18 protein-coding genes are annotated in these 17,034 nt (G+C 73.2%); 5 read left to right on the forward strand and 13 right to left on the reverse strand.

The features are described from left to right. Nucleotide 1: 1 nt before the first annotated feature. The 4 genes from CP978_RS09825 to CP978_RS09840 are packed head-to-tail and all read left to right on the forward strand — an operon-like array spanning nucleotide 2 to nucleotide 4,569. Nucleotides 2–1,156, forward strand: coding sequence for an ADP-ribosylglycohydrolase family protein (locus CP978_RS09825; protein WP_043439485.1), 1,155 nt, complete (start codon nucleotides 2–4; stop codon nucleotides 1,154–1,156). 1 nt (nucleotide 1,157) lies between these two features. Further along, the gene (locus CP978_RS09830; RefSeq protein ID WP_043439486.1) at nucleotides 1,158–2,540 is read left to right on the forward strand and encodes an ADP-ribosylglycohydrolase family protein; all 1,383 of its coding nucleotides are present in this window, start codon (nucleotides 1,158–1,160) and stop codon (nucleotides 2,538–2,540) included. Continuing rightward, the gene (locus CP978_RS09835; protein WP_043439489.1) at nucleotides 2,537–3,727 is read left to right on the forward strand and encodes a CaiB/BaiF CoA transferase family protein; all 1,191 of its coding nucleotides are present in this window, start codon (nucleotides 2,537–2,539) and stop codon (nucleotides 3,725–3,727) included. The genes CP978_RS09830 and CP978_RS09835 overlap by 4 nt, the downstream gene beginning before the upstream one ends. Next, nucleotides 3,724–4,569, forward strand: coding sequence for an HpcH/HpaI aldolase/citrate lyase family protein (locus tag CP978_RS09840; RefSeq protein ID WP_043439492.1), 846 nt, complete (start codon nucleotides 3,724–3,726; stop codon nucleotides 4,567–4,569). Before CP978_RS09835 ends, CP978_RS09840 begins: the two co-directional genes overlap by 4 nt. 298 nt (nucleotides 4,570–4,867) lie before the next feature. Here CP978_RS09840 and lgt read toward each other — a convergent pair whose 3' ends face one another. From lgt to hisI, 11 genes are all read right to left on the reverse strand, one after another. Further along, complete coding sequence (lgt, locus tag CP978_RS09845; RefSeq protein WP_079162073.1) at nucleotides 4,868–5,959, reverse strand: prolipoprotein diacylglyceryl transferase; 1,092 nt, start codon at nucleotides 5,957–5,959, stop codon at nucleotides 4,868–4,870. Nucleotides 5,960–6,077: 118 nt separating this feature from the next. Then, nucleotides 6,078–6,854 (reverse strand): DsbA family protein, encoded by a 777-nt coding sequence (locus tag CP978_RS09850; RefSeq protein WP_043439494.1) that lies wholly within the window; start codon nucleotides 6,852–6,854, stop codon nucleotides 6,078–6,080. A gap of 147 nt (nucleotides 6,855–7,001) precedes the next feature. Next, entirely contained in the window at nucleotides 7,002–7,817 is an 816-nt protein-coding gene (gene trpA, locus CP978_RS09855; protein WP_043439495.1) for a tryptophan synthase subunit alpha, read from the reverse strand. Then, entirely contained in the window at nucleotides 7,814–9,100 is a 1,287-nt protein-coding gene (gene trpB, locus CP978_RS09860; protein WP_043439498.1) for a tryptophan synthase subunit beta, read from the reverse strand. Before trpB ends, trpA begins: the two co-directional genes overlap by 4 nt. 134 nt (nucleotides 9,101–9,234) lie before the next feature. Continuing rightward, nucleotides 9,235–9,432, reverse strand: a complete 198-nt coding sequence (gene trpM, locus CP978_RS09865) for a tryptophan biosynthesis modulator TrpM (RefSeq protein ID WP_079162074.1) — start codon at nucleotides 9,430–9,432, stop codon at nucleotides 9,235–9,237. Between the two features lie 78 nt (nucleotides 9,433–9,510). Further along, nucleotides 9,511–10,320, reverse strand: coding sequence for an indole-3-glycerol phosphate synthase TrpC (trpC, locus tag CP978_RS09870; RefSeq protein ID WP_043439499.1), 810 nt, complete (start codon nucleotides 10,318–10,320; stop codon nucleotides 9,511–9,513). A 177-nt stretch (nucleotides 10,321–10,497) separates the two neighbouring features. Further along, complete coding sequence (locus CP978_RS09875) at nucleotides 10,498–10,956, reverse strand: DUF2752 domain-containing protein (RefSeq protein WP_043439500.1); 459 nt, start codon at nucleotides 10,954–10,956, stop codon at nucleotides 10,498–10,500. A 103-nt stretch (nucleotides 10,957–11,059) separates the two neighbouring features. Beyond that, nucleotides 11,060–11,290 carry an HGxxPAAW family protein gene (locus tag CP978_RS09880; RefSeq protein ID WP_043439502.1) on the reverse strand — a complete coding sequence of 77 codons (231 nt, stop codon included), beginning with the start codon at nucleotides 11,288–11,290 and terminating at the stop codon, nucleotides 11,060–11,062. Nucleotides 11,291–11,415: 125 nt separating this feature from the next. After that, nucleotides 11,416–12,054, reverse strand: a complete 639-nt coding sequence (locus tag CP978_RS09885; protein WP_043439504.1) for a TIGR02234 family membrane protein — start codon at nucleotides 12,052–12,054, stop codon at nucleotides 11,416–11,418. 66 nt (nucleotides 12,055–12,120) lie between these two features. Further along, complete coding sequence (locus CP978_RS09890) at nucleotides 12,121–13,611, reverse strand: anthranilate synthase component I (protein ID WP_043439506.1); 1,491 nt, start codon at nucleotides 13,609–13,611, stop codon at nucleotides 12,121–12,123. An 11-nt stretch (nucleotides 13,612–13,622) separates the two neighbouring features. After that, the gene (hisI, locus tag CP978_RS09895) at nucleotides 13,623–14,048 is read right to left on the reverse strand and encodes a phosphoribosyl-AMP cyclohydrolase (RefSeq protein ID WP_043448342.1); all 426 of its coding nucleotides are present in this window, start codon (nucleotides 14,046–14,048) and stop codon (nucleotides 13,623–13,625) included. A gap of 82 nt (nucleotides 14,049–14,130) precedes the next feature. On the opposite strand from hisI, the gene CP978_RS09900 reads away from it, so the two are divergent. After that, complete coding sequence (locus CP978_RS09900; RefSeq protein WP_043439507.1) at nucleotides 14,131–14,766, forward strand: TIGR03085 family metal-binding protein; 636 nt, start codon at nucleotides 14,131–14,133, stop codon at nucleotides 14,764–14,766. A gap of 350 nt (nucleotides 14,767–15,116) precedes the next feature. Here the strand turns inward: CP978_RS09900 and CP978_RS09905 are convergent, their stop codons facing one another. Continuing rightward, nucleotides 15,117–16,382 carry an MFS transporter gene (locus CP978_RS09905; RefSeq protein WP_043439509.1) on the reverse strand — a complete coding sequence of 422 codons (1,266 nt, stop codon included), beginning with the start codon at nucleotides 16,380–16,382 and terminating at the stop codon, nucleotides 15,117–15,119. Continuing rightward, a complete protein-coding gene (locus CP978_RS09910; RefSeq protein WP_043439512.1) occupies nucleotides 16,379–16,981 on the reverse strand; it encodes an ArsR/SmtB family transcription factor in 603 nt (200 codons plus the stop codon). The genes CP978_RS09905 and CP978_RS09910 overlap by 4 nt, the downstream gene beginning before the upstream one ends. Between the last annotated feature and the right edge of the window lie 53 nt (nucleotides 16,982–17,034).

The raw sequence follows: 17,034 nt of genomic DNA on the forward strand, positions 1-17,034 counted from the left end.
CATGACGCCCACTTCTGACGAGACGATCCCTCTCGACGAACGCATCACCGGCGCCCTGGTCGGCGCCGCCGTCGGCGACGCCCTCGGCGGGCCCGTCGAGGGCTACTCCCCCGAGCAGATCGTCGAGCGGCACGGCGGCCGGGTGCAGGGGATCGTCGGACCCTGGCACGGCGACGCCTGGCGCACGGCCCGCCCCGTCGCGCCGTACCACAAGGGCGACGGCCATGTCACCGACGACACCTTGATGACCCATGCGCTGGTCCGGGTGTACGGGGCCGTCCGCGATCATCTCGACGCCTACGCGGTCGCCGCGCATCTGGTGCCCGACCTGATGGACAACCCCCGCTGGATCCCGGAACTGGAGACCGAGGCGATTCCCCTCCAGCGGATCTTCCTGGCGGAGAAGTGGCTGGTGGCCCGGCTGCACCACGGACACGCCGACCCGCGCGAGGCCGGCGTCGGCAACATCATCAACTGCGGTGCCGCGATGTACATGGCGCCGGTCGGCCTGGTCAACGCGGCCCATCCGGCGGGCGCCTACGCCGAGGCGCTGGATGTGGCGGGGGCGCACCAGTCGTCGTACGGCAGGGAGGCGGCCGGGGTGTTCGCGGCGGCGGTGGCCGCGGCGTGCGCGCCGGGCGCCACCCCCGACTCGGTGGTGGCCGCCTGTCTGTCGCTGGCGAAGGACGGGACACGCGCCGCCCTGGAGACGGTGTGCGACGCGGCCTCCCGCTACACGGACTTCGAGTCGGCGCTGCGGCCCCTGCGCGAGGCGGTGGCGCCGTACGACACGGTGGGCCCCGACTACCGCGATCCGTCTCTGGGCGCCCGCCGCCCCTCCCGGCTGCACACCATCGAGGAACTCCCGGTGGCGCTGGGCATGATGATCGTGGCGCGCGGCGATTTCCGCCATGCGGTGCTCGGTGCGGTGAACTACGGCCGGGACTGCGACTCCATCGCGACGATGGCGGGCGCGCTCACCGGCGCCCTGGGCTCGGAGGTCCCCTCGGCCTGGGCGAAGGCGGTGGCGGAGGCGAGCCGGCTGGATCTGCACGCCCCGGCGCGGACCCTCACCGAGGTGGCGCGGGAGATCTTCGCCCGTGATGTGCGCCGGCGGCGGGCCCATGAGGCGGCGTTCGCCCGGATCGGGGGCTGAGATGCTCCGACTGACCTGGGTGCAGCCGGAGGATCTGCTCGGCCATGAGCTGCGGCAGGCGGAACAAGACGGCCGGGAGCCGTCGGCCGTCGCGGCGCGCTGGGCGGCGGCGCGGGGCCCGCTCGCGCCACGGCGCGCGGGCGCCTCGCCGCAGGCCGTGTCCCCGTATCTGCGGCTGCTGGCCGAGGACCTGCTGGACGAACTGGCGGACCTGCCCAGCAGCCTGGCGGAACACGAACCGACGGACCTGGCGAGGATCAAGGCGCTCTGCACCGAGTGGCCCCGCCGTCCCGCGCGGGGCCCCGCCGGGGGTGCCGTGCGGGCGGTTCCGGCCGAGGCGCGTCTGGAGGCCGCCTGGCTCGGCAGGGCCGCCGGCTGTCTGCTCGGCAAGCCCGTCGAGAAACTCCCCCTGGACGCGATCCGGGGGCTCGCCCGCGCCACCGGCAACTGGCCTCTGAACAACTGGTTCACGGCCCGGGGAGTCCCTCCGGAGCTGGCGGCGGCCCACCCCTTCAACCGTCGCTCCGCGGCCACCTCCCTCGCCGAGAACATCGACGGCATGCCCGAGGACGACGACCTCAACTACCCGTTGCTGAATCTGCTGTTGCTGGGCCGTCACGGAAAGTCCTTCACCGTCGGCGAGGTGGCCAGGCTCTGGCTGGACGAGCTTCCCGCCGGCCGTACCTTCACCGCCGAACGCGTCGCCTACCGCAATCTGCTGTGCGGCGTCGAACCCCCGCGCACCGCCCGCCACCGCAACCCCTTCCGCGAGTGGATCGGCGCCCTGATCCGCGCCGATGTGCACGGCTGGACCAACCCCGGCGACCCGGCCACCGCGGCGGAACAGGCCCATCGCGACGCCACCCTCACCCACACCGCGAACGGGGTCTACGCGGCCATGTTCAGTGCGGCCGTCATCGCCGAGGCGGCCGGCGGCGCCCGGGACGTCCACCACTGTCTGCGCACCGGCCTCGACGTCGTGCCGCCCTCCTCCCGTCTGGCCCGCGCCCTGCGTCACGCCCTCCATCTGGCCCGGGAGACCAGGGACTTCGACAGGGTCGTCGACGAACTCCACCGTGTGCACCGGGCGTACCACTGGGTCCATGCCGTCCCCAACACCGCGCTGATCGCCGCCGCGCTCACCCATGCCGACGGGGACTTCACCGGCTCCGTCTGCCGGGCCGTGTCCGGGGGCTGGGACACCGACTCCAACGGGGCGACGGCGGGCAGCATCGCCGGTCTGCTGGCCGGCCGCCCCGGCGCGCTCCCCGACCGCTGGACGTCCCCCCTCAAGAACCGGCTGTCCACCTCCGTGGGCGACTTCAACGGCATCGGTTTCGACGCGCTCGCCCACCTCACACACCGGGAGATCCACCGCTCATGACCGCGCCCCTCACCGGCCTGCGCGTCCTCGACATCGCCACCCTCTTCGCCGGTCCGCTGGCCGCCACCCTGCTCGGTGACTTCGGCGCCGAGGTCATCAAGGTCGAGCACCCGGCCAAACCGGACCCGTCCCGCGGACACGGCCCCGCGAAGAACGGGGTTGGCCTGTGGTGGAAGCTGCTGGGCCGCAACAAACGCACGATGACGCTGGATCTGTCGAAGCCCGGCGGCCGCGGCACGCTGCTGCGGCTCGCGGCCGGCGCCGATGTGATCGTGGAGAACTTCCGGCCGGGCACCCTGGAGAAATGGGGCCTGGGCTGGGACGAGCTGTCGGCCGCCAACCCCCGTCTGGTGCTCGCCCGGGTGACCGCCTTCGGCCAGTTCGGACCCTATGCGCACCGCCCCGGCTTCGGCACGCTCGCGGAGGCGATGAGCGGGTTCGCGGCCATCACCGGGGAGCCGGAGGCACCCCCGACGCTCCCGCCGTTCGGCCTCGCCGACTCGATCGCGGGCCTGGCGACGGCGTACGCGGTGATGACGGCGCTCGCCGCCCGCGACCGCACCGGCACGGGCCAGGTGGTGGACATGGCGATCGTGGAGCCGATGCTCACGGTCCTCGGGCCCCAGCCGATCTGGTACGACCAGCTGGGGCACGTCCAGCAGCGCACCGGCAACCGCTCCCCGAACAACGCCCCGCGCAACACCTATCGCACCGCGGACGGCGACTGGGTCGCCGTCTCAACCTCCGCCCAGTCCGTCGCCGAGCGGGTGATGCGGCTGGTCGGCCGCCCCGAGCTGATCGACGAGCCCTGGTTCGCGACGGGCGCGGACCGGGCCCGGCACGCGGATGTGCTCGACGAGGCGGTCGGCGCGTGGATCGCCCGCCGTACGCGTGCGGAGGTGCTGACGGAGTTCGAGCGGGCGGAGGCCGCGGTGGCGCCGGTGCAGGACGTACGGGAGGTGATGACCGACCCCCAGTACGCGGCGCTGCACACGATCACCACCATCCCCGACGACCCGGAACTGGGACGGCTGCGCATGCAGAACGTCCCGTTCCGGCTGTCCGCCACCCCCGGCAGGATCCGCTGGGCGGGCCGCCCCCATGGCGCGGACACCGAGGCGGTGCTGACCGAGCTGGGCCTGTCCGAAGGGGAGATCGCCGCGCTGCGGGCGGAGGGCGCCCTGTGACCGCGAGCCCCGGCTTCGCCCCGCTCACCTGGCTGTACGCCCCGGGGGACCGCCCGGAGGTGGTCGGCAAGGCGCTGCTGTCCGGGGCCGATGTGGTGCTGATCGACCTGGAGGACGCGGTCGCCCCGGACCGCAAGGAGTACGCCCGGGCGGCCACCGCGGAACGGCTGACCGGACGGCCGCCGGTGCCGGTCCATGTCCGGGTGAACGCGTTGGACAGCCCCTGGGCGCGGGCGGACCTCGCGGCGCTGGCGGCACTGCCCGGGCTGTGCGGTCTGCGCCTGCCGAAGGTGATGTCGCCCTCGGACGTGATCCGCGTGGCGGAACGCGCCGCCCCGTCGGCCGGCGGGACGCTGCCCCTCTACGCCCTGCTGGAGACGGCGCTGGGGGTGGAGCAGGCGTTCACCATCGCCTCGGCGCACCCGGCGGTACGGGGCATCGCGCTGGGCGAGTCGGATCTGCGGGCGGACCTGGGCGTCCGGGAGGAAGCGGGTCTTGACTGGTCACGGGCCCGTGTGGTGCTGGCCGCGCGGGCCGCGGCGCTGCCTCCCCCGGCCCAGTCGGTCTATCCGGACACCAGGGACATCGAGGGTCTTGCGGCCTCCTGCGCCCGGGGGCGTGCGCTGGGCTTTCTGGGGCGTGCGGCGATCCACCCCCGCCAGCTCCCGGTCATCGAGCGCGCCTATGCGCCCACCGCGGACGAGATCTCCCGGGCGGAGGAGGTGGTGAAGGCCGCGGCCAGGGAGCCGGGCGCCCAGGCACTGCCCGACGGCCGCTTCGTCGACACGGCGGTGGTGCGGGAGGCACGGCGCACGCTGTCCCTGGCCCGCCGGAGGCGCTGAGGGCCGGGAACAGGAACGGGCTGGGGCGCCGTATCGGTGGATACGGCGCCCCAGCCCGTTCTGCGACCGTTGCCCGGCCCTGCTCCTGCGCCGCCGGACCGGCGCCTCCGGCCCACACAGGCGCCGCCTGCCGACAGCGGATGATCCGCAGAAGCGACAACTCCCACGGACCCGGACTCGAAGCCCGCTCAGGCCTTCTCCGCCGCAGGTCCGGGGCCTCCGGCCGCCGCGGCGCCGACTGCCGGCACCGGGGGCCGCAGAAGCAGGTGGCTCGTACGGCCCCGGACTCGAAGCCCGCTCAGGCCTTCTTGGCCGCTCCGGCCTCTCCGGCAGGCTCGGCGTCGTCCGCGGACATGGCGGCGCCCACCGGCTCGGCGTCGTCCCGGGCCTCCGCGGCATCCGTCTCGGCGCGGGTCTTGGTGTCGACCTCGGCACCGGCCTCGGCGCCAGTCTTGGCATCGACCTTGGCGCCGGCCTTGGTGTCGTCCGCCGAGGCCTTCTTGCCGTCCACCGGCTCCGTCTTCTTCTCCGGCTCCCCGGAGACATCGCCGCCCGTGGACCCGTCCTCGTCGGCGGCGCCCGGTTCCACGATCTCCTCCTGGCCCGGCCGCAGCCGCGACGACACCACGAGGTAGACCACGGCGCACAGGAACACCAGCATCGCGGTCCAGACGTTCAGCCGCAGGCCCAGGATGTGGTGCGCGTCGTCGACCCGCATGTACTCGATCCAGCCGCGGCCCGCGCAGTACGCGGCCACATACAGCGCGAAGGTCCGGCCGTGGCCGAGCTTGAAGCGGCGGCCCGCCCAGATCACCAGGAAGCCGACGCCGACACACCACAGCGACTCGTAGAGGAACGTCGGGTGGTAGTACCCCGGCACCCGTCCGTCCGCCGACGAGGTGATGTGCAACGCCCACGGCAGATCCGTCGACCGTCCGTAGAGCTCCTGGTTGAACCAGTTGCCCCAGCGGCCGATCGCCTGGGCGAAGGCGATCCCGGGCGCGACGGCGTCGGCGTAGGCGGGCAGGGCGATGCCCCGGCGACGGCAGCCGATCCAGGCGCCGACGGCTCCGAGGGCGACCGCGCCCCAGATGCCGAGGCCGCCCTGCCAGACCTTGAAGGCGTCCACCCAGTCGCGGCCCTCGCTGAAGTACAGCTCGTAGTCCGTGATGACGTGGTACAGCCGTCCGCCGACAAGACCGAAGGGCACGGCCCAGACCGCGATGTCGGCCACCGTGCCGGACCGGCCGCCCCGGTCGATCCAGCGTTTGTTGCCGAGCCACACGGCTACGAAGACACCGATGATGATGCAGAAGGCGTAGCCGCGCAGCGGAATGGGGCCGAGATACAGCACACCGCGCGAGGGGCTGGGGATATAGGCAAGTTCCATGGCACTACGACGCTACCGTGCCGGGCCCGCGGCGTGGCAACCCACGGGGCTTACGGGTCCATAACGCAGATGGCCCCCGGGCAGCCCTGCGCCGGGGGCACCACTGGTCTCATGGGCCTCAGGACTTGTTCGCGGCCTCCACCATCTGCTTCAGCTTCGCGGGGGTCATCGACTGGTCCGCGTAGATGTTCTTGCCGCCGAACAGCACGGTCGGGGTCCCGGTGAAGCCGCTCTTCTCGAACGCGGCGTTCGACCTCGTCACCCAGCTGTCATGGGTGCCGTCCTTGACGCACTTCCGGAAGGCCGGGGTGTCCAGTCCGCTCACCTTTCCGGCCAGCTCGATGAGCTTGTCGTTGTCGGCGAAGGTGTCCTGGGTCTCGCTGGGCTGGTTGTCGTAGAGCACATCGTGGTACTCCCGGAATCTGCCGTCGTCCTGGGCGCAGGCGGCCGCATTGGCCGCGCGGCGGGATCCGCTGCCGCCCAGATTGCCGTCGATGAGGGTGGCCAGGTGGTACTCGACCTTGAGCTGTCCGGCGTCGACCAGCTGGTGGATCGTGGGGCGGTAGGCGGTCTCGAAGGCCCGGCAGGCCGGGCAGCGGAAGTCCTCCCACACCGTGAGGGTCGACCGGGCCGAGTCCATGCCGACCGGGATCGCGAGGCTGTCCTTGCCGATCGCCCCCGAGGGCGCGATGGCGGGTCCTGCGGAGCTCTGCTTGCCGCTCTTCCCGGCGTTCGCCGCCAGGACGCCCACCACCGTCGCCAGGGCCAGGACGCAGACGATCGCGGCGCCCACGATCAGCGTCCGGCGGCGCTTGTCCGCGGCCCTCCGCTTCTCTCGCTCGGCCGCCAGCCGTTCCCGGGCGTTGCGCTTTCCATCACGGTTGTTCTCGCTCACAACCGGCAGAACGAACCGGGGAGGCGCTGCGCGCCTCCCCGGCCCCAGGACCACCCGTTCGAGTGGAAATCCGCTCTTGAGGTCGTTTCCACCCTTATGGACGAGTCATGGGTGACTCATGGTCGGATCCCGCGGGTGTCCGCCGGGTCACGCCGTGCCGCGCACCCCTCGCGCCAGCTCGCCCGCCAGGGCCCGCACGGCCTCCAGTCCGGCCGTCTCGTCCTCCGCGTCCAGCATCCGCTTCACGAAGGCCGAGCCGACGATCACCCCGTCGGCGAAGCCGGCCACCTCGGCGGCCTGGGTGGCGTCGGAGACGCCGAGGCCGACACAGACCGGCAGCTCGGTGGTCGCCCGGGTACGGCGGACCAGGTCCTTGGCCTGGGCTCCGACCGAGTCGCGGGTGCCGGTGACGCCCATCAGCGAGGCCGCGTAGACAAAGCCGGAGCCGGCCGCGGTGATCTCGGCGAGCCGCCCGTCCTTGCTGCTGGGCGCGACCACGAAGACCGTGGCGAGCCCGTGCTTCTCGGCGTGCTCCCGCCACAGGGCGGACTCCTGCACGGGCAGGTCCGGCAGGATGCAGCCCGCGCCGCCCGCCTCGGCCAGCTCGGCGGTGAAGCGCTCCACACCGTAGCGGTCGATCGGGTTCCAGTAGGTCATCACCAGCACCGGCTTGCCGGTCGCCTGGTGCGCCTCGCGGACCGTGCGCATCACATCGGCGATCTTGACGCCACCGCGCAGGGCGATGTCGTCGGCGGTCTGGATGACGGGGCCGTCGAGGACCGGGTCGCTGTGCGGCAGGCCCACCTCGACGACATCGGCGCCGCCGTCGAAGACGGCCTTGATCGCGGCGATACCGCCGTCGACGGTCGGGAACCCGGCCGGAAGATAGGCGATGAGCGCCGAACGCCCCTCGGCCCTGGCGGCGGCGAGGGTGTCGGACAGCAGTCGGATGTTCCCGCTCACTTGGCGTCCCCCTCGATCTCGGCGGTGTCGCTGTCGGCGTCCGCGGCGACGGCCGCGTCGGTGTCGTAGAGGCCGAAGTACCGGGCGGCCGTGTCCATGTCCTTGTCGCCGCGCCCGGAGAGGTTGACCACGATCAGCCCGTCCTCACCCAGCTCCCGGCCGACCTCCAGGGCTCCGGCGAGCGCATGGGCGCTCTCGATGGCCGGGATGATCCCCTCGGTGCGGGACAGCAGGCGCAGGGCCGCCATGGCCGCGTCGTCGGTGACGGCCCGGTACTCGCCGCGGCCGCTGTCCTTGAGGTAGGCGTGCTCGGGGCCGATCCCCGGGTAGTCGAGGCCCGCGGAGATCGAGTACGGCTCGGTGATCTGCCCCTCCTCGTCCTGGAGGACATAGGACCGGGAGCCGTGCAGGATGCCCGGCTCGCCCGCGGTGAGGGTGGCGGCGTGCTCGCCGGTCTCGATGCCGTGACCGGCCGGCTCGCAGCCGATGAGGCGGACGGACGCGTCGGGAATGAAGGCGTGGAAGAGCCCGATGGCGTTGGAGCCGCCGCCCACACAGGCGACGGCGGCGTCGGGCAGCCGGCCGGCGCGCTCCAGCAGCTGGCGCCGCGCCTCCACCCCGATCACCCGGTGGAAGTCGCGCACCATGGCCGGGAAGGGGTGGGGCCCTGCCACGGTGCCGAAGAGGTAGTGGGTGCGGTCGACATTGGCGACCCAGTCGCGGAACGCCTCGTTGATGGCGTCCTTGAGGGTGCGGGAGCCGGACTTCACGGCCACGACCTCGGCGCCGAGCATCCGCATCCGGGCGACGTTGAGGGCCTGACGCCGGGTGTCGACCTCGCCCATGTAGATGGTGCAGTCGAGCCCGAAGAGGGCGCAGGCGGTGGCGGTGGCGACGCCGTGCTGACCGGCGCCGGTCTCCGCGATGACCCGCGTCTTGCCCATCCGCCGGGTGAGAAGGGCCTGGCCGAGCACATTGTTGATCTTGTGGGAGCCGGTGTGGTTGAGGTCCTCGCGCTTGAGGAACACCCGGGCGCCACCGGCGTGTTCGGCGAACCGCGGCACCTCGGTGAGGGCGCTCGGCCGCCCGGTGTAGTGGACGAGCAGTTCATCGAGCTCGCGCGCGAACTCGGGGTCGGCCTTGGCCTTGTCGTACTCGACGGCGACCTCGTCCACGGCGGCCACCAGGGCCTCCGGGATGAACTTGCCGCCGAACGCGCCGAAGTACCCCTCGGCGCTGGGGACCTGACCCTCCGGGTCGGGAAGGAAGAACTCGCTGGGCATGCGGACACCTCGCTGGGGCGGAGCCCCGGGGTCGGTGGGACTGTGGGGTGACGTCGATCGCGTGCGCCGCCCCCGGGCGACGGAAGATACCCGGGCACACCACAGGGGGACGGCCGGGCCCTCGGGGGTCCGGCTCAGCTCGCCCCGGGTGACCGGCGCGCACGCGGGCGACGCCATCGCATGCCGTTGACCTGGCCGGGCTCGTCACCGATGACATAGCGCACCCGCCGCCCGTGCACCCGCCGTGCGGGCGCACGGCAGCCTCGGGGCCGGCAGCCGCGGGCGAGCCGGGCGTACGGGTCCTTGGCCGTCACGGTGGTCGGAAGCGTCATCACGGGCAACCCTACCGGGGACGGCCGTCCGGGTGACACACGGTCACCGCGGGCCCGGCGGCCGGTCCCGGTGTCATGTCAGTCCCGCCCGTGCCGCAGCGCCGGGTGAGCACCCGCCGCCACCAGGTCGGCGACCGCGGTCTTCGGGTCGCGTCCGGTGACCAGCGACTCGCCCACCAGCACCGCGTCGGCGCCCGTGTTGGCATAGGCGATCAGATCGTGCGGCCCGCGCACCCCGGACTCGGCGACCTTCACGATCCGCTCGGGGATCTCGGGGGCGACCCGCTCGAAGGTGGAGCGGTCCACCTCCAGGGTCTTGAGGTTGCGCGCATTGACGCCGATCACCTTGGCACCGGCCTGGACCGCGCGCTCCACCTCCTCCTCGTCGTGCACCTCGACGAGCGGCGTGAGGCCGATGGACTCGGCGCGCTCGACCAGGGACTCCAGGGCGGGCTGGTCCAGGGCGGCGACGATCAGCAGCGCGAGGTCGGCCCCGTACGCACGGGCCTCCCAGAGCTGGTAGGAGGTGACGATGAAGTCCTTGCGCAGCACCGGGATGTCGACCCGGGCCCGCACGGCCTCCAGGTCGGCCAGTGAGCCGCCGAAGCGGCGGCGCTCGGTCAGTACGGAGATGACGGCCGCGCCGCCCGCCTCGTAGTCCGCGGCGAGCCCGGCCGGGTCGGCGATCGCGGCGAGCGCGCCCTTGGAGGGGCTGGACCGCTTGACCTCACAGATCACCTTGACCCCGTCGCCGCGCAGCGCGGCGACGCCGTCCTTGGCCGCGGGGGCCTTCGCCGCGCGCTCCTTGAGCTCGTCGAGGCTGACGCGCGCCTGCCGCTCCGCGAGGTCGGCCCGGACTCCGTCGATGATCTCGTCGAGCACACTCACGCGAGCGACCCCTTCCTGACGGTTGACGATTCAAGAAGCCCAAGGGGGGATTGGGCCCCGGCCACCGGACTGCCTCCACGGGCGGAAAACGATGGTCACTGTGATGGTATCCGGAGGAGGGCTTAGGCCTCGCATCCGGTTGACGCCGGTCCCACTACCTGGACATTCAATAGTTGATCAAGGATGCAACCAGCCACCGAACGGCAGGTTCCGGACAACCGTGAAGATCAGCAGCAGCGCTCCCAGGCTCCACAGGTGCACCGGCCCGAGGTCGATCCGCAAGGGCCGGCCGCGGACCGCGCGGACCGTCCAGAGGATCCACACCAGCGCGAAGAGCGGATAGCCGACGGCCGCCAGGGCGTTGTCCTGAAGCGCCGTCAGAAGGTCCCCGTGCACAAAGGCGTGGGCGCTGCGCAGTCCCCCGCAGCCCGGGCAGTAGACACCGGTGAAGCGCAGCAGCGGACAGGCCGGATAGTGGCCGGGTTCGTTGGGGTCCACCGCACCGACGTACGCGAAGGCGGCGACGACGGCCGCGAGCACACCGGCGGGCACGGCGGTCCGCCGCAGGACGGCACCCGCCCGGACGTCCGTACGGGGCGGCGTCCCGCCGAAGGATTCGGGGTTCACGCGAGGCATTCTGCCCGCCGCGCGCCGCCCCCGCTCACCGGCCCGGACACACCAAAGGCGGCGCCGGGGCCCGATGCCCCGGGGCCGCCTCCCCCCGACGGTCGCGGAGCGCTCAGCTGTCCGCGGACGCGCTCTCCGTCGCGTGCAGCGTCCGGGGCTGGCCGAGGCCCATCTGCCTCATGATGCCGCCGACGACGCCACCGAGGAGGATGATCACCAGGCCCGCCCAGAAGCCGATGGGCTGAGCCATCACGGTGAATGCGCCCGCGACACAGAAACCGATGAAGGCGATGATGACACCGGTCCAGGCGGCCGGGGTGTGACCGTGGTTGTTGCCCGCCATGACTTGCTCCTCGTTGGCTGTAAATGCTGGGGTGAGCCGGACGCTCGGGGCCATTGTCCCGTACCCGGGCCCACGCGCTGAGCCCGGGGTCGTCCTCACGACGACCGCCGGAGGGTGGGGCCCGGTCAGGCTCCGGTGGGGTCCTCGCCCCGGTCGAGCGCCTTCCACAGGTCCTCGGGCCGGTCGGGGTCGACGGGCCTGGCCTTGCGCGGGCGGGGGGTGCCGTCGCGCTCGTAACGGCCCGACATCGCCGGCCACAGCCGGCTGTAGCGCAGCGCGAGCAGGCCGGCGAGCAGGATCAGCGCACCGCCGAGAGCGGCGACATAGGGCCAGGCGGTGTGGGTGAGCGCGGTGGCGGTCGCCGCGGTGTCACCGGCCGCCCGTGCCGCCTTCTCGTCGAGCGCCGAGCCGTTCCCGGACCCGAGGAGGGCCGCGGCGACGGTGCCCGCTCCGGAGAGCGCGAGCAGCCCGGCGACCAGCAGGCGTCCGGCCCCGCGGACCGCGAGGACGGCGACCAGTGCGGCGAGGCCGACTATGGCGAGGGCCGCGGGAACGCCCGTGACCTCGCTGCCCGTGGCGGTCAGCGGGAAGGCGCCGCCGGCCACCGCGACGGTCCCCGACGACCAGCCCTGACGGGAGGCGAGCAGCGCCACGGCCGCACCGAGGGCCCCGCACAGCAGGGCGAGGGCGAGGCTGCGGCGGCCGGACCTGACGGGTACGGGGGCCTCGGATCGGGGGTGAGGTAGGGCAGTCACGTACTCCACTATCGCCCGAACCCCGGGCGAACCGTCACCCGGGGCCCTGGAACGGCCGGCTCGGCGGCCGGCGGGTCATCCCTGGCCCGGGCCGCCGAGACGGTTCGCCGTGTGCACCGCCCGCAGCACCGCCGCGGCCTTGTTGCGGCACTCCTGGTCCTCGGCGACCGGGTCGGAGTCGGCGACGATGCCCGCTCCGGCCTGGACGTACGCCGTGCCCTCGCGCAGCAGCGCGGTGCGGATGGCGATGGCGGTGTCGGAGTCGCCCGCGAAGTCGAGGTAGCCGACGCAGCCGCCGTACAACCCGCGCCGGGACGGCTCCAGTTCGTCGATGATCTGCATCGCGCGCGGCTTGGGCGCACCGGACAGCGTGCCGGCCGGGAAGCAGGCGGTCAGCACGTCGAAGGCGGTGCGCCCCTCGGCGACCCGGCCGGTCACGGTCGAGACGATGTGCATCACATGCGAGTACCGCTCCACGGACATGAAGTCGACGACCTCGACGGAGCCCGGCTCGCAGACCCGTCCCAGGTCGTTGCGGCCCAGGTCGACGAGCATCAGGTGCTCGGCGCGTTCCTTGGGGTCGGCGAGCAGCTCATCGGCGAGGGCCTGGTCCTCGCGGGGGGTGGCGCCACGGTGCCGGGTGCCCGCGATGGGGTGCACCATGGCCCGGCCGTCCTCGACCTTCACCAGGGCTTCGGGGCTGGATCCGACGACGTCGAAGCCGTCGAACCGCAGCAGATACATGTACGGGGACGGGTTGGTGGCCCGCAGCACCCGGTAGACGTCCAGGGCGCTCGCCGTGCACGGCGTCCGGAAGCGCTGCGAGGGCACGACCTGGAAGGCCTCGCCCGCGCGGATGCGCTCCTTGACGTCCTCGACGGCCGCCCGGAAGTCCGCGCCGCCCCATCGCGCCGTGTACGGGGGCAGTTCCGACGGCGGGAGGACGGCGGGCGGCTGGGCGACCGAACGGGACAGATCGGCCTCCATCGCGTCTAGGCGGGCCACGGCGTCCGCGTAGGCCTGGTCGACGCCCGTGTCGAGGTCGTTGTGGTTGATCGCGTTGGCGATCAGCAGGACCGAGCCCTCCCAGTGGTCCATGACCGCGAGGTCGCTGGTGAGGAGCATGGTCAGCTCGGGGAGGCGCAGCTCGTCGTGGTCGCCGGGGCCGATCTTCTCCAGGCGGCGCACGATGTCGTAGCCGAGATAGCCGACCATGCCGCCGGTGAAGGGCGGCAGGCCCTCCTGGTGGGGGGTGTGCAGCGCCTCGACGGTGGCCCTGAGCGCGGCCAGCGGGTCGCCGTCCACCGGGACACCGACGGGCGGGGTGCCGAGCCAGTGGGTCCGGCCGTCGCGCTCGGTCAGGGTGGCGGCGGAGCGCACCCCGACGAAGGAGTAGCGGGACCAGGAGCGGCCGTTCTCCGCGGACTCCAGCAGAAAGGTGCCGGGGCGCTCCCCGGCGAGCTTGCGGTAGAGCGCGACGGGGGTGTCGCCGTCGGCGAGGAGCTTGCGGGTGACCGGGATGACCCGACGGTCGGTGGCCAGCTTGCGGAACGTCTCGAGGTCCATGGCGGCAGACCCTACTGATCCGCGGCGGCCCGGCCGGCTGCCGCATGGGTCCCGCCGGGCGCGACGGCGTCCCCGAGGAGCACATCGGCGTCGAAACAGGTGCGGTCCCCGGTGTGGCAGGCGGCGCCGACCTGGTCGACCCGGACCAGCACGGTGTCCGCGTCGCAGTCCAGGGCCACCGACCTGACGTGCTGGACATGACCGGAGGTGTCGCCCTTGACCCAGTACTCCCGGCGGCTGCGCGACCAGTAGGTGCACCGCCCGGTGGTGAGGGTGCGGTGCAGCGCCTCGTCGTCCATCCAGCCGAGCATCAGCACCTCACCGGTGTCGTACTGCTGGGCGATCGCGGGGAACAGCCCGTCGGCGCCGCGCTTGAGGCGCGCCGCGATCTCGGGGGCCAGGCCGCTGGGCCTGCTGGGCGGAGGCGTACCGGTCATGTGGACCATTGTGCCGCGCCGGGAGGGCACACACGGGTGCCGTCCGGTGGGCGGACCGTCCGCACAGTCGTACGCTGGCTGCATGTCGACCCATGCCAAGCGTGAACGACTTCTGCTCGCCGACCTGTTGGAGGCGGAGGGCCCGGACGCCCCCACTCTGTGCGAGGGCTGGAAGACCCGTGACCTCGCCGCGCACGTCGTGGTGCGCGAGCGCCGCCCCGATGCCGCCGGGGGCATCCTGATCAAGCAGCTGGCGCCGCGCCTCGACCGGGTGATGGAGGAGTTCACCGGGAAGCCGTACGAGGAACTGCTCCAGCTCATCCGCACCGGCCCGCCCCGTTTCTCGCCGTTCGCGCTCAAGCAGATCGACGAGATGTCGAACGTCGTCGAGTTCTATGTCCACACCGAGGACGTCCGGCGGGCACAGCCCGACTGGACGCCGCGCGAGCTGGACCCGGTCTTCCAGGACGCGCTGTGGTCCCGGCTGGAGCGGACGGCCCGGCTGACCGGCCGGGGTGCCCCCACCGGCCTGGTGCTGCGCCGCCCCGACGGGCAGACGGCCGTGGCGCACCGGGGCGCACCGGTCGTGACGGTCACCGGCGAGCCCTCCGAGCTGCTGATGTTCGCACTGGGACGGCAGCGGGAGGCGAAGGTGGAGCTGGAGGGCGACCCGGACGCGATCGCCAAGGTCCGGGAGGCCAAGGAACTGGGCCTCTGACCGACGCCGGCCACCGCGGTGCACCGGGTGTCCCGGTGCACCGCGCGGATGCGGTCGCGGACGGCGACCGTCACCGTGGCGTACACCGCCGGGCCCACGGTGATGACCACGCCCCTCGCTCCTCACCTCCGCGAGCCCTCCGAAGCCGCGGACCGCGCGGTGGACACGGCGGTCGCAGAACCGATCGCGACGCCGCCCGCCCCGGGCGGTGGACACGGCGGTGGTCGTCGAGCCCGTCGCGGCGCCGCGACGGGGTGCGGCCCGGGTGGCGGCGCACCCGCCGCTGGGGTCCCGGCCGGCCGGGCGTGGCGTCCGGCGTCGTGTCGTCGAGCCGGGTGGTGCCGTGCCGTTCAGCCGGGGAGTTCGGCGCGGCGCAGGTCGGGGACGGCGAGGGCCAGGACGCCGCCGAGGCCGCAGATGGCCGCGCTGACCACGAAGACGGGCCCGGTGCCCCAGGCGCCGATGGCGGCGGCGGACAGCGGCATGCTCAGCGGTGCGAGGCCGAGGCTCACCACGCCGCCGACCGCGCTGACCCGGCCCAGATAGGCGGGGTCGGACTGGGTCTGCAGCAGGGAACCGCACAGGGCCCCGCTGAGCCCGGTGAGCAGTCCGACGAGCAGGGCGGTGCCCACGGCGGCGAGCAGGTTCGGCACCTGGGCGAGGGCGCCGATCGCGGCCGACCCCGCGAGGATGGTGACCGCCGCCAGCCGGCCGGCGTGTGGCAGCCGCCCCCGTACGGTCAGCACCAGCGCGGAGACACCCGCCCCGACACCGAATCCGGCGAGCACCCAGCCCATCCCGGAGGCGCCCCAGCCGCGCTCGTCGGCGAGCAGGGTCAGCCCGATGTTGAGCGGGCCGACGAAACCGAGGTCGCCGAGGACGATCGCGAGCATCAACGGGGCGAGAACGCGGTGGCCGCGGACGTAGCGCAGGCCGTCGCGGAGGTCCTGCCAGGGTGTTCCGCCCCCGGCCGGGGCCCCCTCGTCCGGTGCCGGGGCCCGATCCCGTATGCGGACGAGGACCAGCAGCGGCACGGAGACCGCGATCAGCAGCCCGGCCAGGGCGAACGCCGCGGCGGCCCCGCCGAGCGCCACGCCCAGGCCGCCGAGCGGCGCGCCGACGACATTGGCGAGCCGGATCGCGAGGCCGCGCATGCCCTGGACCCGGGCGAGCTGGTCCCGGGTGGTGATACGCGCCGGAAGGGCGCCCACGGCCGGCATGAACACGGCGTCCACGGCGCCGAAGACCACCGCGAGGACCGCCAGCAGCCACAGCCCCGGGTCGGCGAGGAACAGCACCGCCGCCACCGTGAGCACGGCCGCGCACCGCACGGCGTCGCTGCCGATGACCACCCGCCGCGGCCCGAACCGGTCCGCGATCACTCCCCCGCCCAGCATCAGCAGCGTCCGGGGTATCGCGCTGACCGCCGTGACCATTCCGGCCTGCGCGGGCGTACCGGACTGGACGGCGGCCCAGGACAGCGCGAGGAAGAAGACGTTGTCGCCCATCATCGACGCGGTGTAGGCGCCGATCCAGCGCAGGACGTTGCCGTCGCGGTGGGCGGGGCGGCCGGTCTCGACGGGCCCTCGGACGGATGTCGCGGGCGCGGTGGTCACGGGGTGGCCTCCTGGACGCGGAACGGGAATCCGTACAGATGCAGGGCGACGTTCTCGCGCCCCTCGGTGTCACCGGCGGCCTCACGGGCGCGCCCCTGTTCGTCGTACTTCTTCAGCAGGTCCTGCATCTCCCGCTTCAGCTCGGCCAGTTCCGGGGCGGTGAGCCGCAACAGCGACTCGGCGTCGTGCGCCGCCTCGTTCCACTCGGCCCCCCAGTGGGCGCGTTCGTCGAGGTAGGTGCGGTACAGATCGGCGCGCTGCGCCAGGAACAGCCGTGAGGCCGCCAGGTGCGCCGCCACCTTCTCCGGAGCGTCCTGGAAGTCCTGGTCGCGGATGGTGACGCCCTCCGAGGCGGGCTGCCACCAGCGCTCCCGGCCGTCCCCGCTGCGCGGCTCGGCCTCCTCGATCAGCCCGTGCTCGGCGAGCTTGCGCAGGTGGTAGCTGACCAGCGAGACGGCCTCGTCCACCTGCCCGGCGAGCTGGGAGGCGGTGGCCGCCTCGGTCACGAACAGCATCCGGTAGAGCTGCATACGGAGCGGATGGGCGAGCGCCTTGAGGGTGCCCAGGTCGGTGATCCGGCGGTTCTCCCTGCGAGCCATGACCTGGACCCTAGATGAGAAAGAAAAGTTGCGCAATTATTTTTGCGCAACTG

The organism is Streptomyces nodosus, from assembly GCF_008704995.1.
GTDB classification, from domain to species: domain Bacteria; phylum Actinomycetota; class Actinomycetes; order Streptomycetales; family Streptomycetaceae; genus Streptomyces; species Streptomyces nodosus.